The organism is Amycolatopsis eburnea, from assembly GCF_003937945.1.
Classification (GTDB): Bacteria; Actinomycetota; Actinomycetes; order Mycobacteriales; family Pseudonocardiaceae; genus Amycolatopsis; species Amycolatopsis eburnea.
In genome coordinates this window covers 303,654-326,500 of the sequence record NZ_RSEC01000036.1, presented here as the reverse complement: position 1 = coordinate 326,500, position 22,847 = coordinate 303,654, and the positions used below count along the sequence as shown (strand labels likewise).

Genomic DNA, 22,847 nt, shown 5'->3' with positions numbered 1-22,847 from the left:
TGTCACATCTTCACGGCGCGATACGTCAAGGTGGTGACGCACGCGAAAGGACCACCCGTGAACGACGACTTCCTGGCCGAAAGCTTCGAGACCCACCGCAACCACCTGCGGGCCGTCGCCTACCGGATGCTGGGCTCGCTGAGCGAAGCCGAAGACGCCGTCCAGGAGTCCTGGCTGCGGCTGAGCCGGAGCGACAGCGCCGCCGTCGAGAACCTGGGCGGCTGGCTGACGACCGTCGTCGGCCGGGTCTGCCTGGACATGCTGCGGTCGCGCAAGGCACGGCGCGAGGAGCCGTGGGACACGCTGGTGCCGGACCCGATCGTCAGCCGGGAGGACGCCGGTCCCGAGCACGAGGTGCTGATGGCGGACTCGGTCGGCCTCGCGCTGCTGGTCGTGCTGGACACGCTCACCCCGGGCGAGCGGCTGGCGTTCGTGCTGCGGGACATGTTCGCGATGCCGTTCGAGGAGATCGCCCCGATCGTCGGCCGTTCCGAAGCGGCGACCCGCCAGCTCGCCAGCCGCGCCCGGCGGCGGGTGCAGGGCGCGCCGGTCGCGCCGGACCCGGACCTGGCGCGCCAGCGTGAAGTCGTCGACGCCTTCCTGGCCGCGGCCCGCGGTGGTGACTTCGACGCGCTGGTCTCGGTCCTCGACCCCGACGTCGTGCTGCGCGCCGACCGCGGCGCGGCCCACGGCGGCTCGGACGAGGTCCGCGGCGCGGCGGCGGTCGCGAACCAGGCCCTGACGTTCTCCCGCCTCGGCGCGGGCGGCGGCGTGGTCCACCGCGCCCTGGTCAACGGCGCGGCCGGCGTGGTGGCGACCCGCGACGGCCGCCCGTTCTCGGTGCTGGGCTTCACCGTGGCCGGCGGCCGGATCGTGGAGATCGACATCCTGGCCGACCCCGACCGCCTCGACCGCCTGGACCTGGCCGTGCTCGACTGACGGTCGTGAGTGGCAAGTCGGGTTAGAACCCCACTAGCCACTCACGACCGCGCCGGACTCGTCGGTCACCAGGGCGATCCCGGCGTCGCCGTCGAAGTGCAGGTAGTGCTGCCTGGCGTCGGCGTAGCGGCGGACCGCGCCCGCCACCACGGCCACCAGCTCGCCGTCCTCGATGGCGTACAGCTCGTCCGGGGTCAGGACTTCGTGGACGCGTGTGCCGTCGGAGACCAGGGTGCGGACGCGGCGGCCGGTGTGGTCGTAGCCGTACAGCGCGTTGACGCCGTCGTCACCGTGGACGCCGCGCAGGCGGTCGAACGCGTCGCGGATTTCCGTGCCGCACAACGGTTCCGGGGCCGCGGCCGCGCCGATTTCGCGGGTCCAGGTGCCGCCCGGGCCGGTGACGACGTGGCGGCCGCCGGTCCACGCCTCGGTGACGCCGTTCGCGTAGTGGACCGCCGTGCGGTGGCCGCGCAGGTCGTAGTGCACCGCGTCGACGAAGCCCGGCACGCTCACCAGCCTGCCGACCTCGTCGTACTGGTGGTGGACCGTCAGCCGCCCGTCGCCGGCGTCCGGGTAGACCACCTTCGCCGGCCGCCCGTCGGCGCGGCGCACCACGTCCAGGCGGTACTCGACGGCGACGTGCGCCGGCCGCCAGCGCTTCTCGGCCGGGTTGCCGAGCGCGTCGTAGCCGAACAGGGTCACGCCCGATTCGTCGGACACGCGCACCAGCCGCCCGCAGCTGTGCGGCCCGGCACCGGGTGGCACCGGCAGGCCGCCGTCGTGGTGGGTGAACGTCGTGACCGGCGTGCCGTGCGGGTCGTCGACCAGCACCGCCACCGGCCTGCCGACGGCGTCGTGCACCCGGTACACGGTGTGCCCGTCCGGCGTCCGCGCCTCGACCGGGTTCCCCGCGGCGTCCCGCACCAGCACGACCCCGTCGGCGCCGCGCAGCTCCCGCCCGAGCAGGTCGTGAAGGCCACCTTCACGAGCTACAAGTTCCTCAAGGTGGCCTTCACGAACGTCGGTGGGCCGGCCCAGGGCGTCGTAGTGGAACTCTTCGGGGGCGGGTGGGCGGTCGCCGTCGCGGAAGGACCGGCTCGTCCGGCGCACGAAGCCGCGGGCGCAGTACTCGTGGCGCTCGTCGACGACGTCGCCGAGCAGCTCGGTGTGCCGCCGCTCCAGCAGCCGCCCGGCGCCGTCGCGCACCTCGGTCGTCAGCAGCACCTCGGCCTCGCCGGACACCGCGCGCTGCTCGGTCGTGACCCGCACCGGGCCGCCGGTGCCGTAGCGGTACCGGATCGTCGGCAGCTCCGCGGAATCACCGGGCCGGACGACGGTTTCGGGACGCCCCAGCGGGTCGTGGGTCACCGTGGTCACCGCGCCCGCCGGGGCGATCAGTTCGCGCACCCGCGCGGTCCGGACGTCGTGGCGCGTGATCGTCACGTTCCCGAGCGGATCCGTGGTCACCTCGGGGAAGCAGTGGTCGGCCGAATACCGCACTTCGGTGGTGTGCCCGAGCGGATCGGTCATCGTGGTGCGCAGCCCCGCGACGGTGTCGAGCCGTCCGTGGAACGTCGTGATCCACCAGCCGTCCTCGCCGGGACGGCGGTGGTAGCCGTGGTGGCGCAGGTCCGGCGGGACCGGGCCGTAGCCGTCGGCGACGAGCGCGTCGGTGAGCACCAGCTCCTCCCGCGCGGTGCACAGCCCGTGCGCGCCGGCCCGGCCGTCCGGGGTCTCGTCGTAGCGGAACAGCCGGTCGGACACCACCGTCCCGGTGCCGTCCACCACGCGGATCCGCGCGGGCAGCGCCGCGAACCGGCCGTCGGGGTCGGTCGCGTACGTCGTGCGGGTGTCGCGCACGACGGTCCCGCGGCCGGGCCGCTCGGTCGTTTCCACCACCCGGGCCGGGTTCCCGGCGGCGTCGAGGTCCGTCTCCGTCGTGGTGACCGAGACCGGGCCGGGCCGCCGGTCGAACTCGGTCACCACCGTGCGAGTCCACTGTGGACGGCGCAGGTGCACCACCCGGCGGTACGGCCGCTCGCGCGCGGGGGAGTCGTCGAGGCCGTAGGTCTCCTCCTTCGTCAGCCGCCCGTCGTCGCCGAACCAGCGCACGGTCCGCAACGTCGGCGCGTGCTCGTCGCCGAGGTCGTCCTGGACGACCCGGCCGAAGACCGGCGCCCGGCTGTCGTGGTACTCGAACTCGGTCACGCCCACGTGGCCGGTGGCCACTTCGCGGCGCGAGACGCGCCGGACCACCGGGACCGCCTCCACCGTCGTGTACTCGATCTCCGTGCGCAGCCCGATGCCGTTGTCGATCCCGCTCAGCCGCCCGGTGCGGGGGAGGTCCTCGAACGAGAAGTACGGCACGGTGTCGTCGGCGTCGAGCAGCGAAACGCCGCCGCCGGAGCGGGCCTTCGCGGCGAGCTGGACCCGCCGGGCGACCGGGGTTTCGACCTGGGTGTAGGCCAGCCGCAGCACCGGGGCGGCGGCTTCGGCGCCGCGCGCGTCGAACCCGGTGAGCGCCACCGACGTCAGCAGGGAAGCGCCGGTGACGTCGTCGGGGTCGTAGCCGAGGGTCCACCGCCGGACGAGCGGCCGCGCGTCGGCGGGCACCCGCAGGTCGATCCGCGCGCACCGCAGCGCCGTCGTGACGAGGGTGCCGCCGCGGCCCCAGCGCAGCACGTCCGGCCGCGGCTCGTAGGCGAAGTCCACTTCGTACGGTCCGTAGGCGACGCGGGCGAGGTACGCCTGGCCGCTGTGGTGCGCCCAGCCGAACGTCGCCGTCGCGCCCAGCGCGTCCTCGGTCCGGTCGAGGTACCAGCCGTCGCCGTCGGCGGGGCCGAGGAAGTGCCGGGTCCCCGACCGGGTGGTCAGCACGTAGCCGTCGCCGTGGCGGGTGAGCCGGCCCGCCGTCCCGGACCGGGCCTGGCCGCCGGTCTTGCGGACGTGCGGCAGCGGCAGCGCGAACCCGCCGCCGAACGGGCCGTTGGGCGCGCCGGTCGTGTAGCGCAGCGCCAGCGCCGGGGCGCCGCCGCCGGGACCGGGCGGCAGGTCGAGCGGCACCGCGAACCGCCCGCCGCCGGTGGCCGGGTCCGGGGTGAACACCCCGCCCTGTCCCCGGACCGGTGCCGGCCGGGTCGCCTCCCCCGTGCTCGACCGGAGCACAACCATGGTGATCTCCCCGCATGGATCCGTGACTTCCGGAGGGCCAAGTGGGTGAGCCGGGCACGTCAGATACCTCTTCACCCGTTTGCCACGGTCGTTACCCATTCGAGACGTCCGTGTCGTATTCCAGTGGCGGCCCACGGGTCTTTCCCGGGTGCCATCAGTGATCAATGGCGGAGGGTGGACCCGATGGTCGTCAAGTTCGTCCGGGACGAGGGCGCGGAAGTGGCGGCGGAGGACGCGAGCACGCTGAACGAGCTCCCGACCCCGCCGAGGCAGTTGCTCGACCGGCACGGCGCACGCGTGCTGGACCCGGCGACCGCGGTCGTCGCCGCCGGCCAGCCGGTGCCGCGCACGACGGTGTACCGGCCCGGCACGTTCCTGCTGCCCAACCGGTACCTGCGCGACCCGGAGGCACTGGCCGCGATCAACCGCGTGCTCGCGCGCATCGGCGTCTACGCGACCCCGGCCGACCGCGGCGGCGAAGGCCAGGAGTACGCGCGCGTCCGTGAGCTCGACGACGTGCCCGTCCGCGCGCTGCTGCAGGTCCGGGAGGACTCCGACCCGGTCGTCGTCGACTGCTGGAAGGCACTGCAGCTGCTGCGCGCCGCCGCGTCCGGTGAAAAGCCCGAGCTCGACCCCGAGATCGTCAAGGAGATGTCCGTCGAGCACCTGCTCTTCACCTCGCCGGTGTTCGGCGGGGTCCCGTGGGAGACCAGCGGCCTCGGCGGCACGCCGTGGGAGACCAGCGGGTTCGGCGCGGGCAGCTCGTACGGGCGGACCCACGGCGCGAACCGGATCCCGGTGACGCTGGCCGCCGAACCGCCGTACCGCAGCCGCAAGCCCGCGCACCGCCGGCCGGTGATCGCCGTGCTCGACACCGGCATCGGCCCGCACCCGTGGTTCGGGCTCGCCGACCGCTCCGGCCCGCCGGCGCCCGGCTCCGGGCTAGCCGTCGCGCCGGACATCCAGGCGGCGATCCTGCAGGCCGAGATCGACGCCGGGACCACCGTCCCGACGCAGCTGCTCACCGACTACTGGGACGCGCCGACGACCGGCCAGCCGCTGATCGGCGACATCGACACCGACACCGGGCACGGCCTGTTCATCGCCGGCATCATCCGGCAGGCCTGCCCCGAAGCCGACACGCTCGCGATCCGCGTCGTGCACAGCGACGGCGTCGCGTACGAGGGCGACGTGCTGCTCGCGCTGCACCTGCTCGCCGACCGCGTCCGCAACGCGCAGGCGAACAACCGGCCGGAGGACCTGGTCGACATCGTCTCGATCTCGATGGGCTACTACGTCGAGGACCCGGCGGACGTCGCGTTCACCGGCCAGTTCGGCTCGGTCATCGCCGAGCTGCTCGGCCTCGGCGTGCTGGTCGTCGCGGCCGCGGGCAACGATGCCACCACCCGCCGCTTCTACCCGGCGGCCTTCGCCGACCAGCCGCTCGGCCCGGGCTGCGGCCCGCAGGTGATCAGCGTGGGCGCGCTCAACCCCGACGTCACCACGAGCAAGGCGCTGTTCTCCAACGAAGGCCCGTGGGTGCGCTGCTGGGCGACCGGCGCCGGCGTGGTCAGCACCTACCCGACCGACGTCCGCGGCACCGCGGCCGCCGACCACCAGGTGCCCGACCACGGCCGCAACTCCTTCGACCCCGACGACTACAGCGCCGGCTTCGCGGTCTGGGACGGGACGTCGTTCGCCGCCCCGCTCGCCGCGGCCGAGATCGGCAAGGCGCTGCTGCTGCACTCCGGGGACCTGGCCACGGTCGACCGCGAAACGGTCGTCAAGCGGGCCTGGTCCGCGCTGGGTTCGCTGTGAACGTGGCCAAGACCGACCACAGCCGGGTAGCGGCACTGTTCGACGCCGCGCGGGAAGGCGACCGCGCGGCGCTGGACGAACTGGTTTCCCTGCTCACGCCGCTGCTCTGGCAGGTGGCGCGGGATCAGGGTCTGGACGCCGATCAGGCGGGCGACGTCGTGCAGACGGCGTGGCTGCGCCTGCTCGGTTCGTTCGCGGAGATCCGCTCGCCGGTCGCGCTGACCGGCTGGCTGATCACCGTGACCAAGCGGGAGGCCTGGCGGACTGGGGAAAAACGCCAGGTCGAGCGGCCGCTGCCGGAGCTCCCGGAGCGGCTCGCCGAAGCGTCACCGGCACCCGAGGAGGGGGTGCTGCGCGACGACCAGCGCGTGCGGCTCTGGCGCGCGGTCGACAACCTGCCCGAACGCTGCCGCAGCCTGCTGCGGATCGTGGCGTTCGTGCACCGGCCGGACTACGCCGAAGTCGGCGCCCGGCTGGGAATGCCGAGGGGGAGTATCGGCCCGACCAGGGGACGCTGCCTCGCGCGCCTGCGCGAGCAGCTACTCGCCAACGGCGAAGGAGATTGGCTGTGACCACCGTCGAACCACCAGGCGCGAACGAGCCGCTGGACGAGCTCGACTTCCGGCTCCTCGCCGGCGTGCGCGAGCTGTGGGAAGACGCCGACCCGATGCCCGCCACGCTGGTGGAGCAGATCCGCTTCGCCATCGCGCTGGAGGACGTCGACCTGGAAGTGATGCGCATCCGCGAGCAGGAGGCCCTCGCCGTCACGCGAAGCGCCGCCGAGCAGGGCCGGCTCATCACGTTCGACAGCGAAAGCCTGACGATCATGGTGAACGTGAGCCCCGAAGCGACGGGCACGATCCGGCTCGACGGGTGGTTGACCCCGCCCGCCGAGCACCCGATCGAGGTCCGCACGGCGAACGGCCCCTTGACGACCACTTCGGACGCCGAGGGGCGCTTCGCGGTCAGCGGGGTCGCGCACGGGATGGTGCAGGTGCTGGTGCGGACGCTCGGGAGGTCGAGGACGGTGAGCACACCGGCGATCGAACTCTGACCGCGCGCACCCGGTGGCCGCCGACGTCATGAACGGGTCGTTCATCGCGTCCGGTGACATGAAAGAGTCGTTCATGGCGGCGGGCAGCACACCGGATATCGCTCTGTCACGTGAAAATCCGCCTGCCCGCGACAACTCCCGAACCTCCCTGACCCGGAGGTACGATCCGGGTCGTCCTTCTCGGCCGAGGGGGACGGCTCCGGCCGGGAGGGCAGCCTGTGGTCGCGTCGCCGAGGGCGGAAGACCGGGTGCGCGACCTGCATCGGCGTGCGGTCGCGGCGACCAACAACGGCCAGCCCGTGGTCGGCGGGCGCCTGATCCGGTCCGCCGCACGGCTTCTCGGCCTGCCCGCCACCGCGCCGCCGGACGGGTGGCCGGCCTGGCCCGATCTCGCCACGCGCGTGCTCGGGACGTACGCCGCCGTCGAGACCGCGCTGGGCAACAGCGCGCGCGGCCTCGCCCTGCTCGATGAGGCCGACGCCCTCGTTTCCGAGGCCGGGCGCGGGATCCTGCGGCAGCAGCGCGGGCTCGTGTTCATCCTCATCGGACGGATGGACGAGGCCCTCACCTGCTTCGACGAGGCGATCCCGCTGCTGCGGCAGGCCGGCGAGTTCGTCGTGCTCGCCCGGACGCTGCTCAACCGCGCGATGCTGCACCAGTACGCCGGACGCGTGCGGCTCGCGCTCGCCGATCTCGACCAGTGCGAGCAGATCGGGGCCGGGCAGCCCGAAGAAGAGGGCCTGGCCCGGATCTTCGCGAAGGCCGCGCACGGGCGCGGGCAGGCGCGGGTGCTGACCGGCGACATCCCGGGCGCGCTGCGCGACTTCGACGCGGCGAGCGGGTTCTACGCCGAGCAGAGCGTCGGGATGCTGCCCGTGCTGGCCGTCGACAAGGCACGGGCGCTGCTCGCCGCCGGGCTGCCGCAGGAAGCCGCCGCCGAGCTGGACGCCGCCCTCGAGCAGTTCCCGCGGTCGCGGATGAACCAGGAGCACGCCGAAGCCGAGCTCACGCGCGCGCTCGCCGCGCTGGCGAGTGGCGACCCGGCGACCGCGCGCAGCTGGGCCGGGCGCGCCGAACGGCGGTTTCGCCGTCGTGGCAACGAAACCTGGGCCGCGGTCGCGCAGCTGACCGCGTTGCGCGCGGACTTCGCGGCCGGACGGCGGATCGCCCGCGTCGCCACCGAAGCGACCGCGCTGGCCGGCCGGCTCACCGGGCTGGGCCTGCGCAACGACGCCGAAATCGCGGCGCTGCTGGCCGCGCGGGCGCGGATCGCGCTCGGCGACCTCGACGGTGCCCGGGCCGGCATCGCGCCGCGCGACCGCCGGGCCGCGCCGCTGGAAAACCGCCTCGTCCGGCGGCTCGCGCTGGCCGAACTCGGCGCCGCGACCGGCCACCGGCGCACGACGTTCGCGAACGCGCGCGCCGGGCTCGCCCAGCTGCAGCGCCACCGCAGCCGCTTCGGCAGCGTCGACCTGCAGACCGCGACGACGTCGCTGGGCAAGGAACTCGCCGACGCCGGTCTCGCCGCCGCGCTCGCCCAGCGGTCGCCGGGGGTGGTGTTCCGGTGGCTCGACCGCTCGCGTGCGCAGGCGTTCCGGTTCCGGCCGGTGCGCCCGCCCGCGCACCCGGAGACCGTCGATGCCGTCGCCGAGCTGCGGTACCTCTCGATGCAGATCCGCGCCGGCGAGCTGTCCGGGAAGCCGGACGCCCAGGCCGTGAAGCGGTGTGCCGCGCTGGAACGGGAAATCCGCGCCAAGGGCTGGCAGGCCGAGGGCACCGACGAGGACCACCCCGAGGCGAAGCTGCGCGAGGTCGGCGACGAGCTCGCCGACAGCGGCAGCGCGATGGTCTGCTTCCTCGCCGACCACGGCGCGTTGTGCGCGCAGGTGATCGCGAACCACCGGGTGGCGCTGATCGAGCTCGGCCCGGCGTCGGCCGTCGCCGAGCCGGTCGCGCGGCTGCACAGCGACCTCGACGCGTTGTGCGGGCGCCAGCTCCCCGCCCAGCTGGACCAGGTCATCCGCCGGTCGGTGCGGACGCAGGTCACCGCGCTGGACGCGATCCTGCTGGCGCCGCTGGCGAACCGGCTGGGCGACCTCGACGTCGTCGTCGTGCCGACCGGCGCGCTCTCGGCGATCCCGTGGGGGCTGCTGCCGACGCTGCGCGGGCGGCCGGTGACGGTCACGCCGTCGTCGTCGGCCTGGCTCGACGCGGGCCGCCGTCCCCGCCGCGCGGGCGGGGCGCCGCTGCTGGTCGCGGGCTCGGACCTGACCCACGCGGAAACCGAGATCTCGGCGCTGGCGCCGCTGTACCCGGAGGCGGAGGTGCTGACCGGGCCGGACGCGACGGTCGCGGCGACGCTCAAGGCGTTCGACGGCTGCCGGCTGGCGCACTTCGCCGCGCACGGTCACCACGAGCGGGAGAACGTGCTGTTCTCCCGGCTCAACCTCGCCGACGGGCCGCTGATGGCCTACGACGTCCAGCAGCTCGCGACGGCGCCGGAGCAGGTGGTGCTGTCCTCGTGCGACGTCGGCCAGACCGTGGTCCGCGCGGGCGACGAGGTCCTCGGCTTCACGGCGGCGCTGCTCTACGGCGGCAGCCGCACGGTGGTCTCGAGCGTGGCGCGGGTCGACGACCGGACCGCGGGCGGCGTGATGCTGGCGTTCCACCGCGCGCTGGCCGCCGGGACCCCGCCGGCGCGGGCGCTGGCGGACGCGGCCACGGCGGAACCGTTGATGCCGTTCGTCTGCTTCGGTCGCAGCTGACACTCTTTTCGACGTCCGGCGATCTTGAAGGTTGCTTTCCGGTGATCGATCGCATCGCGGCGCATCCCCGTGGGGTGGCCGGGCATCTCTCCCGGTGAGTCCAGTCGAGCACGGAACGAGGGAGGACGACCATGAAGCGAGCTGGAACCGCGCTGATCGCCGGGGGTCTGGCGGCCGGTGGGCTGCTGGTGGCGGGCGGGGTGGCGAACGCCATGCCGAGCGACCACCCGTGCGGCGCCTCGGACGTCCGCGTGACCGTGGCCCACGACCCGGCGCACGCGGCCGGGCACGAGGCCTACGTGCTCACCTACACGGCGGCGTCGCCGAACACGAACTGCAAGCTCGAGGGCGCGCCGACGGCGGTGGGCTTCCTCGCCGGCGGGCAGCGGCTGCCGATCGCGGTGACGACGGACGCTTCCGAGGTGCTTCCGGTGAACCTGCGTGCCGGGCACCCGGCGGTGTCCCGGATCGTCCAGCGCTCGGCAGGGGCGCCCGCGGCCGCCGAATTCGTCACGTTCGACCTGCCGACCGGGCCGTACGGCCAGCCGGTGAGCGTCGCGTGGCCGGCGGGGGCGCCGGTGAAGGGCGACACCGTCCAGGTCACGCCGGTCGGCAACTGAACTTCGGGAGGGGATTCCACGTGAAGCGCATCTTGATCGGGATCGGCACGGCGGCGGGGGCCTTCCTGCTGGCGGCGTGCGGCACGTCCACGGCGGCTCCGGCACCCGCGGCGGGTGCCGCGAACGGCGCGGCGGCGGCTCCGGCCGGCGGCGGGGTGGCCGCGGCGTCGACTGCGACCCCGCGGTGCACGACGGCCGACCTGGAGGTCCTGCTGGGCAAGCCGGCCGAGAAGAACGACGCGCCGGGCCAGTACGACATCCCGCTGACGTACCGGAACACGACGGACCACACGTGCGGCCTGTACGGCGTCCCGGGCGTCGACCTCGTCGGCCCGGACGAGCCGGCGTTCGGCCCGGTGTACCACCTGCCGCGCGTCGACAACGGCGTGAAGTACAACGAGGTCACCGCGGGCACGACGGCCTCGGCGACGATCACGGTGCTGAAGCCGGCGGACGGGCAGCCGGCCTGGACGCCGTCGAAGCTGAACACGATCCCGCCGGGCTCGACCCGGGCGCTGTCCGCGGCCTGGCTGCCCGACCTGCCGGTCCTCCGCCAGGACGCGGCGACCCACCCGGGTTCGTACGTGAACGGCATCCTCGCCGACCCGTCCTGACCCAAGCGCCCCAATGTGGCCTTGGTTGTGTCTTGCGCACCCAAGGCGGCCTTCGGTGCGCAAGACGCAACCAAGGCCGCCTCGGGGCGCTCGTCACTCGATCGGGTGAAGCCGGGGGCCGCGCGTCATTCCTGGCGCGGGGTCCCCTCTTCCTCACTGCGGCGGTAACCGGCCGGCACGCCCCCCGACTGGCCGGTTACCGCTGCGAGTTCCCTACTCACGGTGGAGCAGCACGACGGCGTCCGTCCCGTCGACGCGCAGGTACCCCGTGCTTTCCAGCTCTTCCAGCGCCGCCGCCTTCGTCGCCAGCGTGGTCGGCCACGACTGCTCCGGGTTCGCCACCACCACCCACTCCGGCCGCGACGCGTTCACGCCGTCGAAGAACAGCACCGTGCAGCGGGACGTCAGCCGCGGGGCCAGCCGGTTGGACGCCAGGACGGTGGCGCCGTCCGGGATGCGGGCGAGGACCGCGTCGATGCCCGCGCGCTGCGCCGGCGTCCAGACGCCGCTGGTCAGGTGCGCCGCCTGCAGCCCCAGCGACGCCAGTCCGGCGACCAGCGCGCACGCGGGCAGCAGCCGGGCGACGCGCCGGGCGCCGTGCAGGCCCGCGAGGAACGCGATCGGCATCAGCACCGCGCTGTAGTGGTAGCCCAGGCCCCAGTACCGGTCGTTCGCCGCCACCAGCCGCCACGCCAGCGTCGGCACCGCGAGCAGCAGCACCGGCGACCGCAGTGCCGCGAACGCCATCGGTACCAGCAGGGCCAGCAGCATCGACACCTTCACGATCGCGCCGCCGAACGGGTCGAAGCCGCCGCCGTGGGCGTACGCGCCCGCCGGGTTCAGCGCCGGCAGCACGACCAGGAACAACGCCGCCGACGTGACGACGCCGAACACGACGACCGCCCAGCCGAGCCGTCGCTGCCGGTTGAGCACCAGCACCACGCCGACGGCCGCGAGCGTCAGCGGCAGGTCCTCCTTGACCAGCACCAGCGGCAGCGCGCACCAGACCGCGGCCCGCCACCGCTCGCGCAGCAGGTGCTCGGCGGTGAACGCCAGCATCGGCACGGCGAAGCAGACCTCGTGGAAGTCGAAGTTCACCGCGGACAGCAGCCCCCACGACAGCACGTACCCCGCACCCACGACCACACCGCGACGACGGCCGAGCACCTCGATCGCGCACCGCGTCACCGGCACGGCCGACAGCGCGAACAGCAGGGCCTGCGCCACCAGCAGGCACCCCGGCGACGGCCAGAGCAGGTAAAACGGCGCCACCAGCGCGAGGATCGGGTGGAAGTGGTCGCCGAGCGTCGGCGCGCTGGGGCCGAGCAGGTCCGACACCGGCCAGTGCCCGTGCGCGTAGGACCGCACGGCCTGTTCGAAGATCCCCAGGTCGAAGCCGCTCGCGTCGAACGTCCGGAGCCGCTGCAGCGACCAGGCCGCGTACCCGGCGAACGCGACCGCGGCGACGGCGTAGGGGAGCGCGCGGGTTTCGCGCGGGCGCGCCGGGGAAGGCGCGAAGTCGATCAGCATGGCGGGATGCTCTTGGCGCCACGCTGAACCGGAGCTTAAGCAGCCTGAAGAAGTCTTCAGGCAAGCGGCAAGCGGAGTTCCAGACGCGCGCCGGACGTGCTTTCGGTGACGCGCAGCGTGCCGCCGTGCGTCCGCGCGATCTCCGCCGCGATCGCCAGGCCCAGCCCGGAGCCGCCGTCGTCGTCGCGAGCGCGGTCGGCGTCGAGCCGCACGAACCGGTCGAAGACTGCTTCGCGGTGCTCGGCCGGGATGCCGGGGCCGTCGTCCTGAACGGTCAGCACGGCCTCGCCGCCGGTCGCGGAAAGCGTGATCGTCACGCGGCTCTCCGCGTGCCGCTCGGCGTTGTCGGCGAGGTTGCGCAGCACGCGCTCGAGCCGTCCCGCGTGGCCCCGGACCACCGGCGTGGCTTCGATTTCCGTGCGCACCTCGACGCCGTCCCGGGGCAGCCGCGCGGCGACGTGCCCGGTCACGACGTCCGCCAGCGCGACCGGTTCGCGGCCGGCGGGCTGGTCCGCGTCCAGCTTGCTGAGCAGCAGCAGGTCGCTCGCCAGCGCCTCCATCCGCGTCACGTCGAGCACGGCGTTTTCGAAGCTGTGGCGCCAGTCGAGCCGGTCGGGGTGGGCGAGCTGCACTTCGAGCTGGGTGCGCATCGACGCCAGCGGGGTGCGCAGCTCGTGCGACGCGTCCGCGGTGAACCGGCTCTGCCGCCGGACCGACCGGTCGAGCCGGGCCAGCATCTCGTTCATCGTCACGGCGAGCGCGGTGATCTCGTCGCCGGAGTCGGGCACCGGCACGCGGCGGCCGAGGTCCTGTGCGCGGATCCCGTCCACCTCGGCGCGGATCGCGCCCACCGCGCGCAGCGAGCGCCGGACCGCGAACCAGGCGACGCCGCCGACGAGCAGCGCGGCCGCCGGTACCCCGCCCCAGAGGATCCGCTGGGCGGTGGCGACGGTTTCGAGGCCGATCGGGTCGAGCGGCGCCGACGCCTGGACGAAGTGCTTCCCGTCGGTGGTCCCGGACTGCGACACGACGGTGTTCTCGCCGCCGAAGGGCCAGCCGAGCACGCAATCGGGCGCGTAGACGAAGGCCTGCCCGACTCTCGCGCCGGTGCCAGGGTCGGCCGGGCAGCCGTTGTCCGGCCCCTTGTCGCGGGTGATCCAGTAGCCGCCGTAGCCGAGCTGCGCGGCCACGGCGGTGGGCGTGACCTTGGCGTCGAGCAGCGCGGCGATCGCCTCCGCCTTCTCGTTGGCGAGCCGGTTGGCGGCGGCTTCGAGGCCGTCGCGCAGCGCGTTGACGAACCAGTACGACCCGAGGCCGAGCACGAGCGCGGACGCGAGCGAAGCGAAGAGGGCGACCCGCCACCGGGTCGACCGGGGCAGCAACCGGGCCATCCGCAGAAGATAACCGCACCTTCGGAGACCCGGCCGGTGTCCCGGCGCCTTACCGTCGAAGGCTGTGACGGTCGAACAGTGGGAGTCGGTCCGCGCGGCCCTGCCGGACGTCGGCGGCCGGTTCGCGGACCTGGTGGCGAGCGTGCCGGACGCGCGCGCGAGGTCGCTGGGCGAGTGGTCGATCGCCGAAACGGCGTCGCACGTCGGGATGATCGCGCTGATGTACACGGCGATGATCCGCGGCGACGGCGGCCCGCTGCCGTTGCCGGGCCTCGAAGAGCCGATCGACTCGGCCAGCGTCGACACGATCTCGCGGATGAACGCGCTCGCCCTCGAGCTGTACCCCGAGCGCGACCCGGTCCGCCTGGCCGAGCGGCTGCGCGCGGACATCGCCGAGGTCCTGCTGGTCAGCGCCGACCTCGATCCGGAGAAACCGGTGTGGTGGCTGGGCGGTTCGCGCGTCCCGGTGGCCGGCGTCCTCGCGCACCTGGTCAACGAGATGCTGCTGCACGGCCTCGACATCGCCCGCGCGCTCGGCCGGCCGTGGCCGGTCCCGGCGCGGTACGAGGCGATGTTCCTGGAGCTGTTCCTGTTCGGCATGGTGCGCAACGACATGGGGAGCCTGCTCGACGACGCGACGCCGTCACCCCGGCGGATCGCGGTCGAGTTCCGGTCGGCGTACACGAAGCCGGGTGTGCTGGCGCTGCAACACGGACGGCTGCGCTTCGAGGAACCGGACGGCACGGCGGACGTGCGCCTGCGCTTCGACCCGGCGGTGCTGGTCCCGATGATGTTCGGCCGGATTTCGAAGGCCCGCGCGGTCCTGACCGGCGGGGTCCGCATCTCCGGGCGGCGGCCGTGGCTGCTCCCGGAGTTCCTGCGGACCGTGCGGATGCCTTAGCGGAGCACGCGGAAGGTCAGGTGGGTCGCGTTCGGCGTCTCGCTGACGGCGGTGCGCTCCAGCCGGACGTGCTCGCCCGCGGGGCCGTCGAAGAGCCGGACGCCGTGGCCGAAGAGCAGCGGGACCACGTGCAGGCGCAGTTCGTCGACCAGCCCGGCGCTCAGGAACTGCCGCAGGGTGGTGCCGCCGCCCATGACGACGACGTTGTCCGCGCCGGCCGCGGCTTTTGCCTGCGCCAAGGCGCTTTCGATGCCTTCGGTGACGAAGGTGAACGTCGTCGGGCCCTTGACGACCGGGTCGTGCGGCCGGTTCGTGACGACGAAGACCGGCTTCTCGAACGTGCCGTCGTCGCCCCAGACGTCGATGCCGACGTCGAACATCGTCCGGCCGACGACGAACGCCCCGGTGCCCTCGAACAGCTTCGCCGCGACTTCGCCGTCGGCTTCGGTGCCGTCGAACAGCCACTCGTGCAGCAGGTCGCCACCCTTGCCCAGCCGGTGCTCGGCGCTGGTGTCCGGCCCGGCCACGATCCCGTCGGCCGACACGCTGATCTCCGCGATGACCGTCACCAGACGTCACCCCATTCCGCATCGCGGGCCGCGCGGTACCGCGGGCCCTGCTTCTTCGAGACCGCGACGCCCGGCTTCAGGCCGTCGGCGGTGCACAGGTCGAGCGCGACCCAGCCCTTGTGCTTCTTCGGGTGCCGGATGATCCGCGCGTCCGGCCGCTCCGGCTCGAACCGCCCCGCGACGACGTACGCGAACTTCTCGTCCTCGAAGCCGAGCGTGCCCGTCTTGAGCCGCCGGTGCAGGCCCGAGCGGGGAAGACGCGCGGCGAAGTGGCACCAGTCTTCACCGGGCACGATCGGGCACGCCGCGTCGTGCGGGCAGGGCGCGACGACGTGCAGGCCGAGTTCGATCAGCTGGGCGCGGGCGGCACGGATCCGCTCGTAACCCGCGGGAGTGCCCGGCTCGATCAGCGCGACCGCCCCGGCCTTCGCCGCCAGCCAGCGCACGACATCGGGGCGGGTGGCGTCCGGCAGCTCGCCCAGCACGTAGGAGAGCGTGACGAGATCGGCTTCGGGCGCGGGGGCGGTGGGGTCGACGAGCCCGCGCCGCCACTCCGCGTCCCGGACCGGCGCCTGGACCGCGTTCGCGGCCAGCCGCTTCCCCAGCCCGATCGCCCCGGCGACCTGCTCCAGCACGGTGCACTTGGTGAGCGACGGCCACACCGACGCGGCCGCCCACACCGCCGCCCCGGTCCCGCCGCCGACGTCGACCTGCGTACGCGGCTCGAAGCCCGGCGCGCGCGAAGCGGCTTCGGCGAGCACAGCGTGTACGGCGGCGTAGGTGGCCGGCATCCGGTAGCCGGCGTACGCGGCGACGTCGGCTTCGGAGGTCAGGATCGGCGAGGTCGCGGCGTCACCTTGGCGGTAGCGCGCGCTGAGCCGGTCGACGGACTGGGCCAGCCGGGCCACGGGGTGCCTGGCCAGCTCTTCGTCGAGCGCGGAGGAGAGGTCGTCGGGGAGTACCGCCACGACGGCAGGTTAGCCGGGCTGTCACCAGGGTTCGGCGTCGCGGTTCCGGGCCCAGCGCCAGGCGCGCGTGAAGCTCCGCCGGACGAGCTGCCCGGCTCGCCGCAGCGGCCGCGGCAGCCCCGGCCGGTCTTCGGTGGCCCGCCAGATCTTCACCGCGCGCGGGTACCGGCGCCGGACGCGGCTCAGGGACTTGTCCCAGACCGGGAACGGCCGCTGGGCCGGCGGACCCGGTCCGGGGCCGCCCCGCGTGTCCGAATCATCCCCCGGAGCGAGCCTGAGCTGCTAGTTTTCCCGCGCGAAAACTTTTTCGCCGGACCTGTCGATCCGGGGCGCCGCCGTTCGACGCGTGGGCAAGAGACCGACCGAGAGGAGACCGCCGTGCGGTTCATGGTGATCGTCAAGACGAACGAGCAGACCGACAGCAAGGCCCCCAGCGCCGAGCTGCTGGCCGAGATGGGCAAGTTCAACGAGGAGATGGTCAAGGCCGGCGTCCTGCTGGCGGGCGAGGGCCTCACGCCGAGCTCGGAAGGCGCGCGCGTCGTCTTCGACGGTTCCGCGGCGCCCAAGGTCGTCGACGGCCCGTTCACCGAGTCGAAGGAGCTCGTCGGCGGCTTCTGGATCCTCCAGTGCCGCGACCGCGAAGAGTGCATCGAGTGGATCAAGCGGATGCCGAACCCCGAGGGCGAGCACGGCGAGGTCGAGATCCGGCGGGTCGCCGAGATGTCCGACTTCGAGAACATGACGCCCGAGGTCGCGGAGCTGGAAGGGCGGCTTCGCGCGCAGAGCGCCCAGGACGCGTGATGCGGTTCCTCGTGATGGTGAAGGCCACTCCCGAGTCCGAGGCGCCCGGGTTCCAGCCCGGCGCCGAGGAGCTGGCCGAGATGACGAAGTTCAACGCGCGGCTGGCCGACGAGGGCCGGATCGTGATGGCCGAGGGCCTGACCTCGAGCGCCGACGGCGTGCGGGTCGTCTTCGAAGGGGAGGCGGAGCCGAAGCTCATCGACGGGCCGTTCGCGGAGACGAAAGAGCTGATCGCGGGGTTCTGGGTGCTCAACGGCGAGTCGCTCGAAGACGTGGTCGAGCTCATGAAGCAGGCCCCGAACCCGGACGCCAAGATCGGCACGATCGAGATCCGCACCATCGCCGAGTAGTGGGTTGCACCGCGGCCGATCACCCTGTCTGATGGCCGGGTGACGGTTGCGGACACCCGGAGCACGGTCGAAGCGGTCTGGCGCATCGAGTCGCCGCGGCTCATCGCGGGCCTGGCCCGGATGGCCCGTGGTGACGTCGGGCTCGCCGAAGAGCTGGCGCAGGACGCGCTGGTCGCGGCGCTGGAGCAGTGGCCGGAGTCCGGCGTGCCGCGCAACCCCGGCGCGTGGCTGATGACCATCGCCAAGCGCCGCGCGGTCGACCAGTTCCGCCGCAACGAGCGGTACGCGGAGAAGCTCGAAGAGGTCGGCCGCGACCAGCAGCTCGACGAGGGCGTCCTGCCGGACTTCGACGCGGCTCTCGACGACCACATCGAGGACGACGTCCTGCGCCTGCTGTTCGTCGCGTGCCACCCGGTGCTGAACACCCAGGCCAGGGTGGCGCTGACGCTGCGCATGCTCGGCGGCCTGACGACCGACGAGATCGCGCGCGCGTTCCTGGTCCGCGAATCGACGATCGCCCAGCGCATCGTGCGGGCGAAGAAGGCGCTGGCGGCGGCGAAGGTCCCGTTCGAGGTCCCGGAGGGCGACGAGCGCGTCGCCCGGCTGTCGTCCGTGCTCGAGGTCCTCTACCTGGTGTTCAACGAGGGCTACTCGGCCACCCGCGGTGACGACTGGATGCGCCCGGCGCTGTGCGAGGAAGCGATGCGCCTCGGCCGCGTGCTCGCCGCGCTGATGCCGGGCGAGTCCGAGGTGCACGGCCTGGTCGCGCTGATGGAACTGCAGGCGTCGCGTGCGAAGGCCCGCACCAAGCCGGACGGCGAGCCGGTGCTGCTGCTGGACCAGGACCGCTCCCGCTGGGACCGCCTCCTGATCCAGCACGGCCTGGCGGCGCTGGCGCTGTCGGAGCAGATCGCCGAAGGGGCGTACGGCCCGTACTCGGCGCAGGCGGCGATCGCGGCCTGCCACGCCCGCGCCCGTACCCCGGAGGAGACGGACTGGGTGCGGATCGCGGCGTTGTACGAAGGCCTCGGCAAGCTCCAGCCGTCGCCGGTGATCGAGCTGAACCGCGGCGTCGCGGTGGCGATGGCCCACGGCCCGGAAGCGGGCCTGGCGGTGGTGGACGCGGTGGCGTCCGACGCGGCGCTGAAGGACTACCACCTGCTGCCGAGCGTCCGCGGCGACCTGCTCGAGAAGCTCGGCCGGCTGGAGGAGGCCGAGCGCGAGTTCCGGCGCGCGGCGGAGATGACGGGGAACGCTCGTGAGCGCGAGCTGCTCCTCAACCGCGCGAAGGCCGTCGGCGCCTAGCGGCCCCGCCACGAAAGCGGCGACAGCGTCAACGCCGCCTCCGCGATCTTCTTCGCCGTTCCGGTCTTGAGCCCCTTGGTCGCCGACGCGATCCACTCGTCCACCGGCCGCACCCCGACGTCGCGGTACTCCAGCGCCTGCAACAACATCTCCAGCTTGTCCGCGTCCTTCGCGCACAACGCCTCCGCCGACGAACGCGTCTCGTACTCGTCCACCGCCTCGCGCACCAGCTCCCGGGACCGCGACGGCAACCCGGCCGTCTGGTCCGCCGTGATCTCGCGCGGTTCCGGCTTGCGCAGGTACTCCACCGCCGTCAGCGGGAGGTCGCCCGTCCGGGTCTCCTGCGTGTCGTGCCACAGCGCGAGGAACGCCGCCCGCTCCGGGGACGCGCCCTCCTCCGCCGCGATCAGCGCGGCCAGCTGGGCCGCGCGGAGGCTGTGCTCGCCGACCGACTCCGGGTCGCGCACACCCGCGTGCCACCAGCCCGACCGCCGGATCCGCTTGAGGAGGCCGAGCTCGTAGCCGAAGGAGGCCAGCGCTTCAGAGGTCATGCCGCCCAGCCTAGGGCGACGGGATCAGCGCCGTCAGGATCGTCGCCTGCAGGAGGGAGATCACGCCGACGACGGCCGTCAGCAGCAGGGACCACAGGAACGTCTGCCGCAGCAGTGAGCCCTCCTTGCCGCTCTGGCCGATCGCCGTCGCGCCGATCGAGAGGTTCTGCGGCGAGATCATCTTGCCCATCACGCCGCCGGACGTGTTGGTCGCGCCCGCGAGGATCGGGTTCAGGTTCAGCTGCTGGGCCGAGATCACCTGCATCGGGCCGAACAGGCTGTTCGTCGACGCGTCCGAGCCGGTCAGGAACACGCCCAGCCAGCCGATGTAGGCCGAGAACAGCGGGAAGACCGCGCCGGTCGTCGCCAGTGCCAGGCCGAGCGTCTGCGTCGCGCCGGAGTAGTTCATCACGAACGCGATGGCCAGGATCATGAAGATCGTCGCGAGCGCCCAGCGCATCTGGACCAGCGTCCGCCGGTACGTCTTGAGCAGCAGCCCCGGCCCCGCGCCCATCGCGAAGCCGGAGATGACCGCGGCGATCAGCGCCACCGTGCCCGGCGAGAACAGGAAGTCCACCGTCAACGTCGCCGCGTAGGGCGTGTTCTTCGCGGTGATCGGCGGGTGCTGGACGACGTGGTTGTGCAGCCCCGGCCACGCGAAGATCCAGTCCGCCTTGTGCAGCAGCTTCGTCAGGTCCAGCCACGCGGGGAGGTTCTTGAAGATCGTGCCGATCCGCGACAGGAAGATCGCCAGGATCAGGATGATGTAAGGCATCCACGCGTAGAACGCGCGCCGATCGGATTTCGCGGTGGTCGAGACAGCGCTTTCTTCACCGTCGAACCGCCACACGGTCGCGGGTTGCCAGAACCGCGTCAGGACCCACAGGGCCGCCATCGCGGTGAGCGCGGCGAGGACGTCGACGAGGCTGGCGCTGATGTAGTTGGACGCGACGAACTGCATGGCCGCGAACGCGAGCCCGGCGGTCAGCACGGCGGGCCACACCTCGAGCATGCGCTTCCAACCGGCCAGGACCACGACCAGGAACGCCGGGATGATCAGCGCCAGCACCGGAACCTGCCGCCCGACCATCGCCGAGAACAGCTCGGTCGCCTGGTCCTGCTTGAGGTGCATGATCGGCGCGGTGAGCCGCCCCAGCACGATCAGCGGGTTGCCGAGCCCGCCGAACGCGACCGGCGCGGTGTTCGCCAGCAACGCCAGCACGACGGCCTTCACCGGCGGGAACCCCAGCGCGGCCATCATCGCGGCGGTGATCGCGATCGGCGACCCGCCACCCGCGACGCCTTCGAGCAGCGCACCGAAGGCGAACGCGATCAGCAGCGCCTGGAGCCGCCGGTCTTCGCTGAACCCGGCGAGCACGCGCTTGATGCTGTCGAACCGGCCGGTGGCGACGGTGACGTTGTGGAAGTACACGGCGTGGAACGCGATCCAGGCCACCGACCACACGCCGAACACCACCCCCATGGCCGCGGAGTCGAACGCGAGCGCGGCCGGCATCCGGTACAGCAGCAGCGCGACACCGAGCGCGGTGACCAGCGCGAGCGCGGCGGAGAGGTGCGCGGAGAAGCGGACGACACCGAGCGCGACGAGCAGTACGACGATCGGCAGCGCCGCGAGCAGCGCGGACACCCACAGCCCGCCCGCCGGCTGGTAGTCCTGGATCCAGGTCACGGTCGGCTCCTTCGCCGGGTGGTGGGAAAGCGCTCAGGGGTTGGCCGGGTGGTCTTGAATGAGTCATTCAGGACCTCCGGTGACCTGAATGACTCATTCAAGACACTGGGCGGGGTGCGAAACGCGGGCCGTGCGGCCGGGTCAGGCGGGCCGGCTCCGCACGAAACCGAGCCGCAGCGACAACGCCGCCGCCGTGCCCGCCACCGACGCGCCGAGTTCGTCGAGGCGGCGCAGCACCCGCGGGGCCGGGCCGGCGATGCTGATCGCCGCGATCGGCCGTCCCGAGTGGTCGCGGACCGCGGCCGCGACGCAGCCGACGTCCGGCTCGTTCTCCACCTCGTCGATCGCCCAGCCGCGCCGGCTCGTCCGCGCGAGCTCGTCGAGGAGGCGGTGCGGGTCGATGATCGTCTTGAGGGTCAGCGAATCCAGCTTCATCCGGCGCACGCGCTCGGCGCGGTCGACCTCCGGCAGCGCGGCGAGCCACGCCTTCCCGAGCGACGTCGCGTGCTGCGGGCGCCGCGTGCCGAGGCGGCAGGCGAGCGTCACGGCGCTGGCGCTGCGTTCGGTGGCGACGTAGACCATGGTGTCGTTGTCCGGCACGGCCAGGTAGGTCGTCTCGCCCGAGCGCTCCGCCAGCGACGCGAGGTACCGCGGCGCGCAGCGGTGCAGGTCGGTCGCCGCCATCGCGCGGGCGCCGAGCTCGACCAGCCGCGTGCCGAGCCGCACCCGGCCGGTGATCTGGTCGGCTTCGAGGTACTCGAGGTTCTTCAAGGTGCCGACGATCCGGTACGCGGCACTGCGGGAAAGCCCCAGTTGCCGCGCGATCGCATTGGTGGAAATCTCCTGGTGCCGGCCCACGTGCTCCAGCACCGCGAGTCCGCGTTCGAGAGTTCCGCTGTTCTCCAGCCCGCGCTCCGGTCCCACGTTGCCCTCCGTTGGACGTTCCCGGTTTCCGCTCAGCGGCAAGGCTTTCCGCTGGGTGGGTTTGGACGGTAACACCTCCGATGTATGTACGGAAGATCTTGAAACGTCTCAGGAAAAATGCGGGTAGTTGTGGATGCTAATAGGTACAACCTCCGATGGTTAAGTTTCCTACCTATGGCGGTTGTGGGACCTTGACCAGCCGCGATCGACCCGTTCGACAACGTTGTCGTTCAGGTCCGTGAATGTGCATTCACGGACCTGAATCGCGCGGGGTCAGCGTGGAATTGCCGCGAATGCCGGAACGGCCGCCAGCACTTCGGCGAGGGCCTGCCGTGCGCATTCGCCGAAGTCGCCGCCGTCGCTCCAGCGCTCGTGGGCGAGCGTCATCGCGAGCGCGCCGAGTTCCGCGGCGACGCGCGCGGTCAGGCCGGGGATGCCGCGCCGCTCGAGCGCGTCGGCCAGCGCCGCCGTGAGCGCCAGGCCCTTCAGTGCTTCGCGCTCGCGCAGTTCCGGGTTGGCGTCGATCACCGCGCGCCGGAGGGTGCCGAACTCACGGCGTTCGGGCGTGAAGGCGGCTTGGCCGACCGCGTCCATCGCCGCCGTCACGGCCTCGAGCGGGCCCGCGGCTTCCGGCGCCGCGGCGACCGCCTCGGTGATCAGGCCGGCCAGCGTGCCGCTGCCGAAGAGCACTTCCCGCTTGTCCTGGAAGTGCCGGAAGAAGGTGCTCTTCGTCAGCCCGGCGCGCTCGGCGATGTCGATCACCGTCGTGTTCTCGTAGCCGCGCTCGGCGAACAGCTCGAGGGCGGCCTTGCTCAGCCGCTCCGGGGCGTTCGGTTGCCAGCGGGCCATGGGACCAGTTTACGGCACTTGGTCCCGTCATCGGTGT

21 protein-coding genes are annotated in these 22,847 nt (G+C 73.0%); 11 read left to right on the top strand and 10 right to left on the bottom strand.

Going from position 1 to position 22,847, the window contains the following annotated elements:
- The first annotated feature begins 57 nt into the window (after positions 1-57).
- Positions 58-939 carry an RNA polymerase sigma factor SigJ gene (sigJ, locus tag EIY87_RS14095; protein ID WP_125308150.1) on the top strand — a complete coding sequence of 294 codons (882 nt, stop codon included), beginning with the start codon at positions 58-60 and terminating at the stop codon, positions 937-939.
- A 33-nt stretch (positions 940-972) separates the two neighbouring features.
- On the opposite strand, the gene EIY87_RS14090 is transcribed toward sigJ, so the two are convergent.
- Positions 973-4,110 carry a SpvB/TcaC N-terminal domain-containing protein gene (locus EIY87_RS14090; protein WP_125308149.1) on the bottom strand — a complete coding sequence of 1,046 codons (3,138 nt, stop codon included), beginning with the start codon at positions 4,108-4,110 and terminating at the stop codon, positions 973-975.
- A 183-nt stretch (positions 4,111-4,293) separates the two neighbouring features.
- Between EIY87_RS14090 and EIY87_RS14085 the strand changes: the two genes are divergently transcribed.
- The 6 genes from EIY87_RS14085 to EIY87_RS14060 all read left to right on the top strand — a co-directional run bounded on the left by EIY87_RS14085 (position 4,294) and on the right by EIY87_RS14060 (position 10,981).
- Positions 4,294-5,928 carry a S8 family serine peptidase gene (locus EIY87_RS14085; RefSeq protein WP_125308148.1) on the top strand — a complete coding sequence of 545 codons (1,635 nt, stop codon included), beginning with the start codon at positions 4,294-4,296 and terminating at the stop codon, positions 5,926-5,928.
- Positions 5,925-6,500 (top strand): RNA polymerase sigma factor, encoded by a 576-nt coding sequence (locus tag EIY87_RS14080; RefSeq protein WP_125308147.1) that lies wholly within the window; start codon positions 5,925-5,927, stop codon positions 6,498-6,500. Before EIY87_RS14085 ends, EIY87_RS14080 begins: the two co-directional genes overlap by 4 nt.
- Positions 6,497-6,982 carry a hypothetical protein gene (locus EIY87_RS14075; protein ID WP_125308146.1) on the top strand — a complete coding sequence of 162 codons (486 nt, stop codon included), beginning with the start codon at positions 6,497-6,499 and terminating at the stop codon, positions 6,980-6,982. The genes EIY87_RS14080 and EIY87_RS14075 overlap by 4 nt, the downstream gene beginning before the upstream one ends.
- A gap of 248 nt (positions 6,983-7,230) precedes the next feature.
- On the top strand, positions 7,231-9,747 hold the full coding sequence (locus tag EIY87_RS14070; protein ID WP_225439863.1) for a CHAT domain-containing protein: 2,517 nt from the start codon (positions 7,231-7,233) through the stop codon (positions 9,745-9,747).
- Between the two features lie 131 nt (positions 9,748-9,878).
- On the top strand, positions 9,879-10,367 hold the full coding sequence (locus tag EIY87_RS14065) for a DUF4232 domain-containing protein (protein ID WP_125308144.1): 489 nt from the start codon (positions 9,879-9,881) through the stop codon (positions 10,365-10,367).
- 20 nt (positions 10,368-10,387) lie between these two features.
- The gene (locus EIY87_RS14060) at positions 10,388-10,981 is read left to right on the top strand and encodes a DUF4232 domain-containing protein (RefSeq protein WP_125308143.1); all 594 of its coding nucleotides are present in this window, start codon (positions 10,388-10,390) and stop codon (positions 10,979-10,981) included.
- Positions 10,982-11,194: 213 nt separating this feature from the next.
- Here EIY87_RS14060 and EIY87_RS14055 read toward each other — a convergent pair whose 3' ends face one another.
- Both EIY87_RS14055 and EIY87_RS14050 read right to left on the bottom strand, forming a co-directional pair.
- Positions 11,195-12,511, bottom strand: a complete 1,317-nt coding sequence (locus EIY87_RS14055) for a DUF2079 domain-containing protein (protein ID WP_125308142.1) — start codon at positions 12,509-12,511, stop codon at positions 11,195-11,197.
- Between the two features lie 56 nt (positions 12,512-12,567).
- Positions 12,568-13,902: a sensor histidine kinase gene (locus tag EIY87_RS14050; protein WP_125308141.1), complete on the bottom strand. Its 1,335-nt coding sequence runs from the start codon at positions 13,900-13,902 to the stop codon at positions 12,568-12,570.
- 64 nt (positions 13,903-13,966) lie between these two features.
- On the opposite strand from EIY87_RS14050, the gene EIY87_RS14045 reads away from it, so the two are divergent.
- Positions 13,967-14,803, top strand: a complete 837-nt coding sequence (locus EIY87_RS14045; RefSeq protein WP_125308140.1) for a maleylpyruvate isomerase family mycothiol-dependent enzyme — start codon at positions 13,967-13,969, stop codon at positions 14,801-14,803.
- On the opposite strand, the gene EIY87_RS14040 is transcribed toward EIY87_RS14045, so the two are convergent.
- The 3 genes from EIY87_RS14040 to EIY87_RS48910 are packed head-to-tail and all read right to left on the bottom strand — an operon-like array spanning position 14,800 to position 16,493.
- Positions 14,800-15,372 (bottom strand): dihydrofolate reductase family protein, encoded by a 573-nt coding sequence (locus EIY87_RS14040; RefSeq protein ID WP_225439862.1) that lies wholly within the window; start codon positions 15,370-15,372, stop codon positions 14,800-14,802. The two genes, EIY87_RS14045 and EIY87_RS14040, sit on opposite strands and share 4 nt — an antisense overlap.
- Positions 15,369-16,340: a small ribosomal subunit Rsm22 family protein gene (locus tag EIY87_RS14035; RefSeq protein ID WP_125308138.1), complete on the bottom strand. Its 972-nt coding sequence runs from the start codon at positions 16,338-16,340 to the stop codon at positions 15,369-15,371. Before EIY87_RS14035 ends, EIY87_RS14040 begins: the two co-directional genes overlap by 4 nt.
- A 21-nt stretch (positions 16,341-16,361) precedes the next feature.
- Positions 16,362-16,493, bottom strand: a complete 132-nt coding sequence (locus tag EIY87_RS48910) for a hypothetical protein (RefSeq protein ID WP_263855609.1) — start codon at positions 16,491-16,493, stop codon at positions 16,362-16,364.
- Positions 16,494-16,718: 225 nt separating this feature from the next.
- On the opposite strand from EIY87_RS48910, the gene EIY87_RS14030 reads away from it, so the two are divergent.
- The 3 genes from EIY87_RS14030 to EIY87_RS14020 are packed head-to-tail and all read left to right on the top strand — an operon-like array spanning position 16,719 to position 18,796.
- Positions 16,719-17,141 carry a YciI family protein gene (locus EIY87_RS14030; protein ID WP_125308137.1) on the top strand — a complete coding sequence of 141 codons (423 nt, stop codon included), beginning with the start codon at positions 16,719-16,721 and terminating at the stop codon, positions 17,139-17,141.
- A complete protein-coding gene (locus tag EIY87_RS14025; RefSeq protein ID WP_125308136.1) occupies positions 17,141-17,491 on the top strand; it encodes a YciI family protein in 351 nt (116 codons plus the stop codon). Before EIY87_RS14030 ends, EIY87_RS14025 begins: the two co-directional genes overlap by 1 nt.
- Positions 17,492-17,530: 39 nt before the next feature.
- Positions 17,531-18,796 (top strand): RNA polymerase sigma factor, encoded by a 1,266-nt coding sequence (locus EIY87_RS14020; protein WP_125308135.1) that lies wholly within the window; start codon positions 17,531-17,533, stop codon positions 18,794-18,796.
- Here EIY87_RS14020 and EIY87_RS14015 read toward each other — a convergent pair.
- The 4 genes from EIY87_RS14015 to EIY87_RS14000 form a co-directional block, all read right to left on the bottom strand.
- On the bottom strand, positions 18,793-19,347 hold the full coding sequence (locus EIY87_RS14015) for an HD domain-containing protein (RefSeq protein WP_125308134.1): 555 nt from the start codon (positions 19,345-19,347) through the stop codon (positions 18,793-18,795). The genes EIY87_RS14020 and EIY87_RS14015 overlap by 4 nt on opposite strands.
- Before the next feature lie 10 nt (positions 19,348-19,357).
- On the bottom strand, positions 19,358-21,037 hold the full coding sequence (locus EIY87_RS14010; protein WP_125308133.1) for an L-lactate permease: 1,680 nt from the start codon (positions 21,035-21,037) through the stop codon (positions 19,358-19,360).
- Between the two features lie 141 nt (positions 21,038-21,178).
- On the bottom strand, positions 21,179-21,961 hold the full coding sequence (locus EIY87_RS14005; RefSeq protein ID WP_086860412.1) for an IclR family transcriptional regulator: 783 nt from the start codon (positions 21,959-21,961) through the stop codon (positions 21,179-21,181).
- Positions 21,962-22,234: 273 nt separating this feature from the next.
- The gene (locus EIY87_RS14000) at positions 22,235-22,810 is read right to left on the bottom strand and encodes a TetR/AcrR family transcriptional regulator (RefSeq protein ID WP_125308132.1); all 576 of its coding nucleotides are present in this window, start codon (positions 22,808-22,810) and stop codon (positions 22,235-22,237) included.
- Positions 22,811-22,847 lie beyond the last annotated feature (37 nt).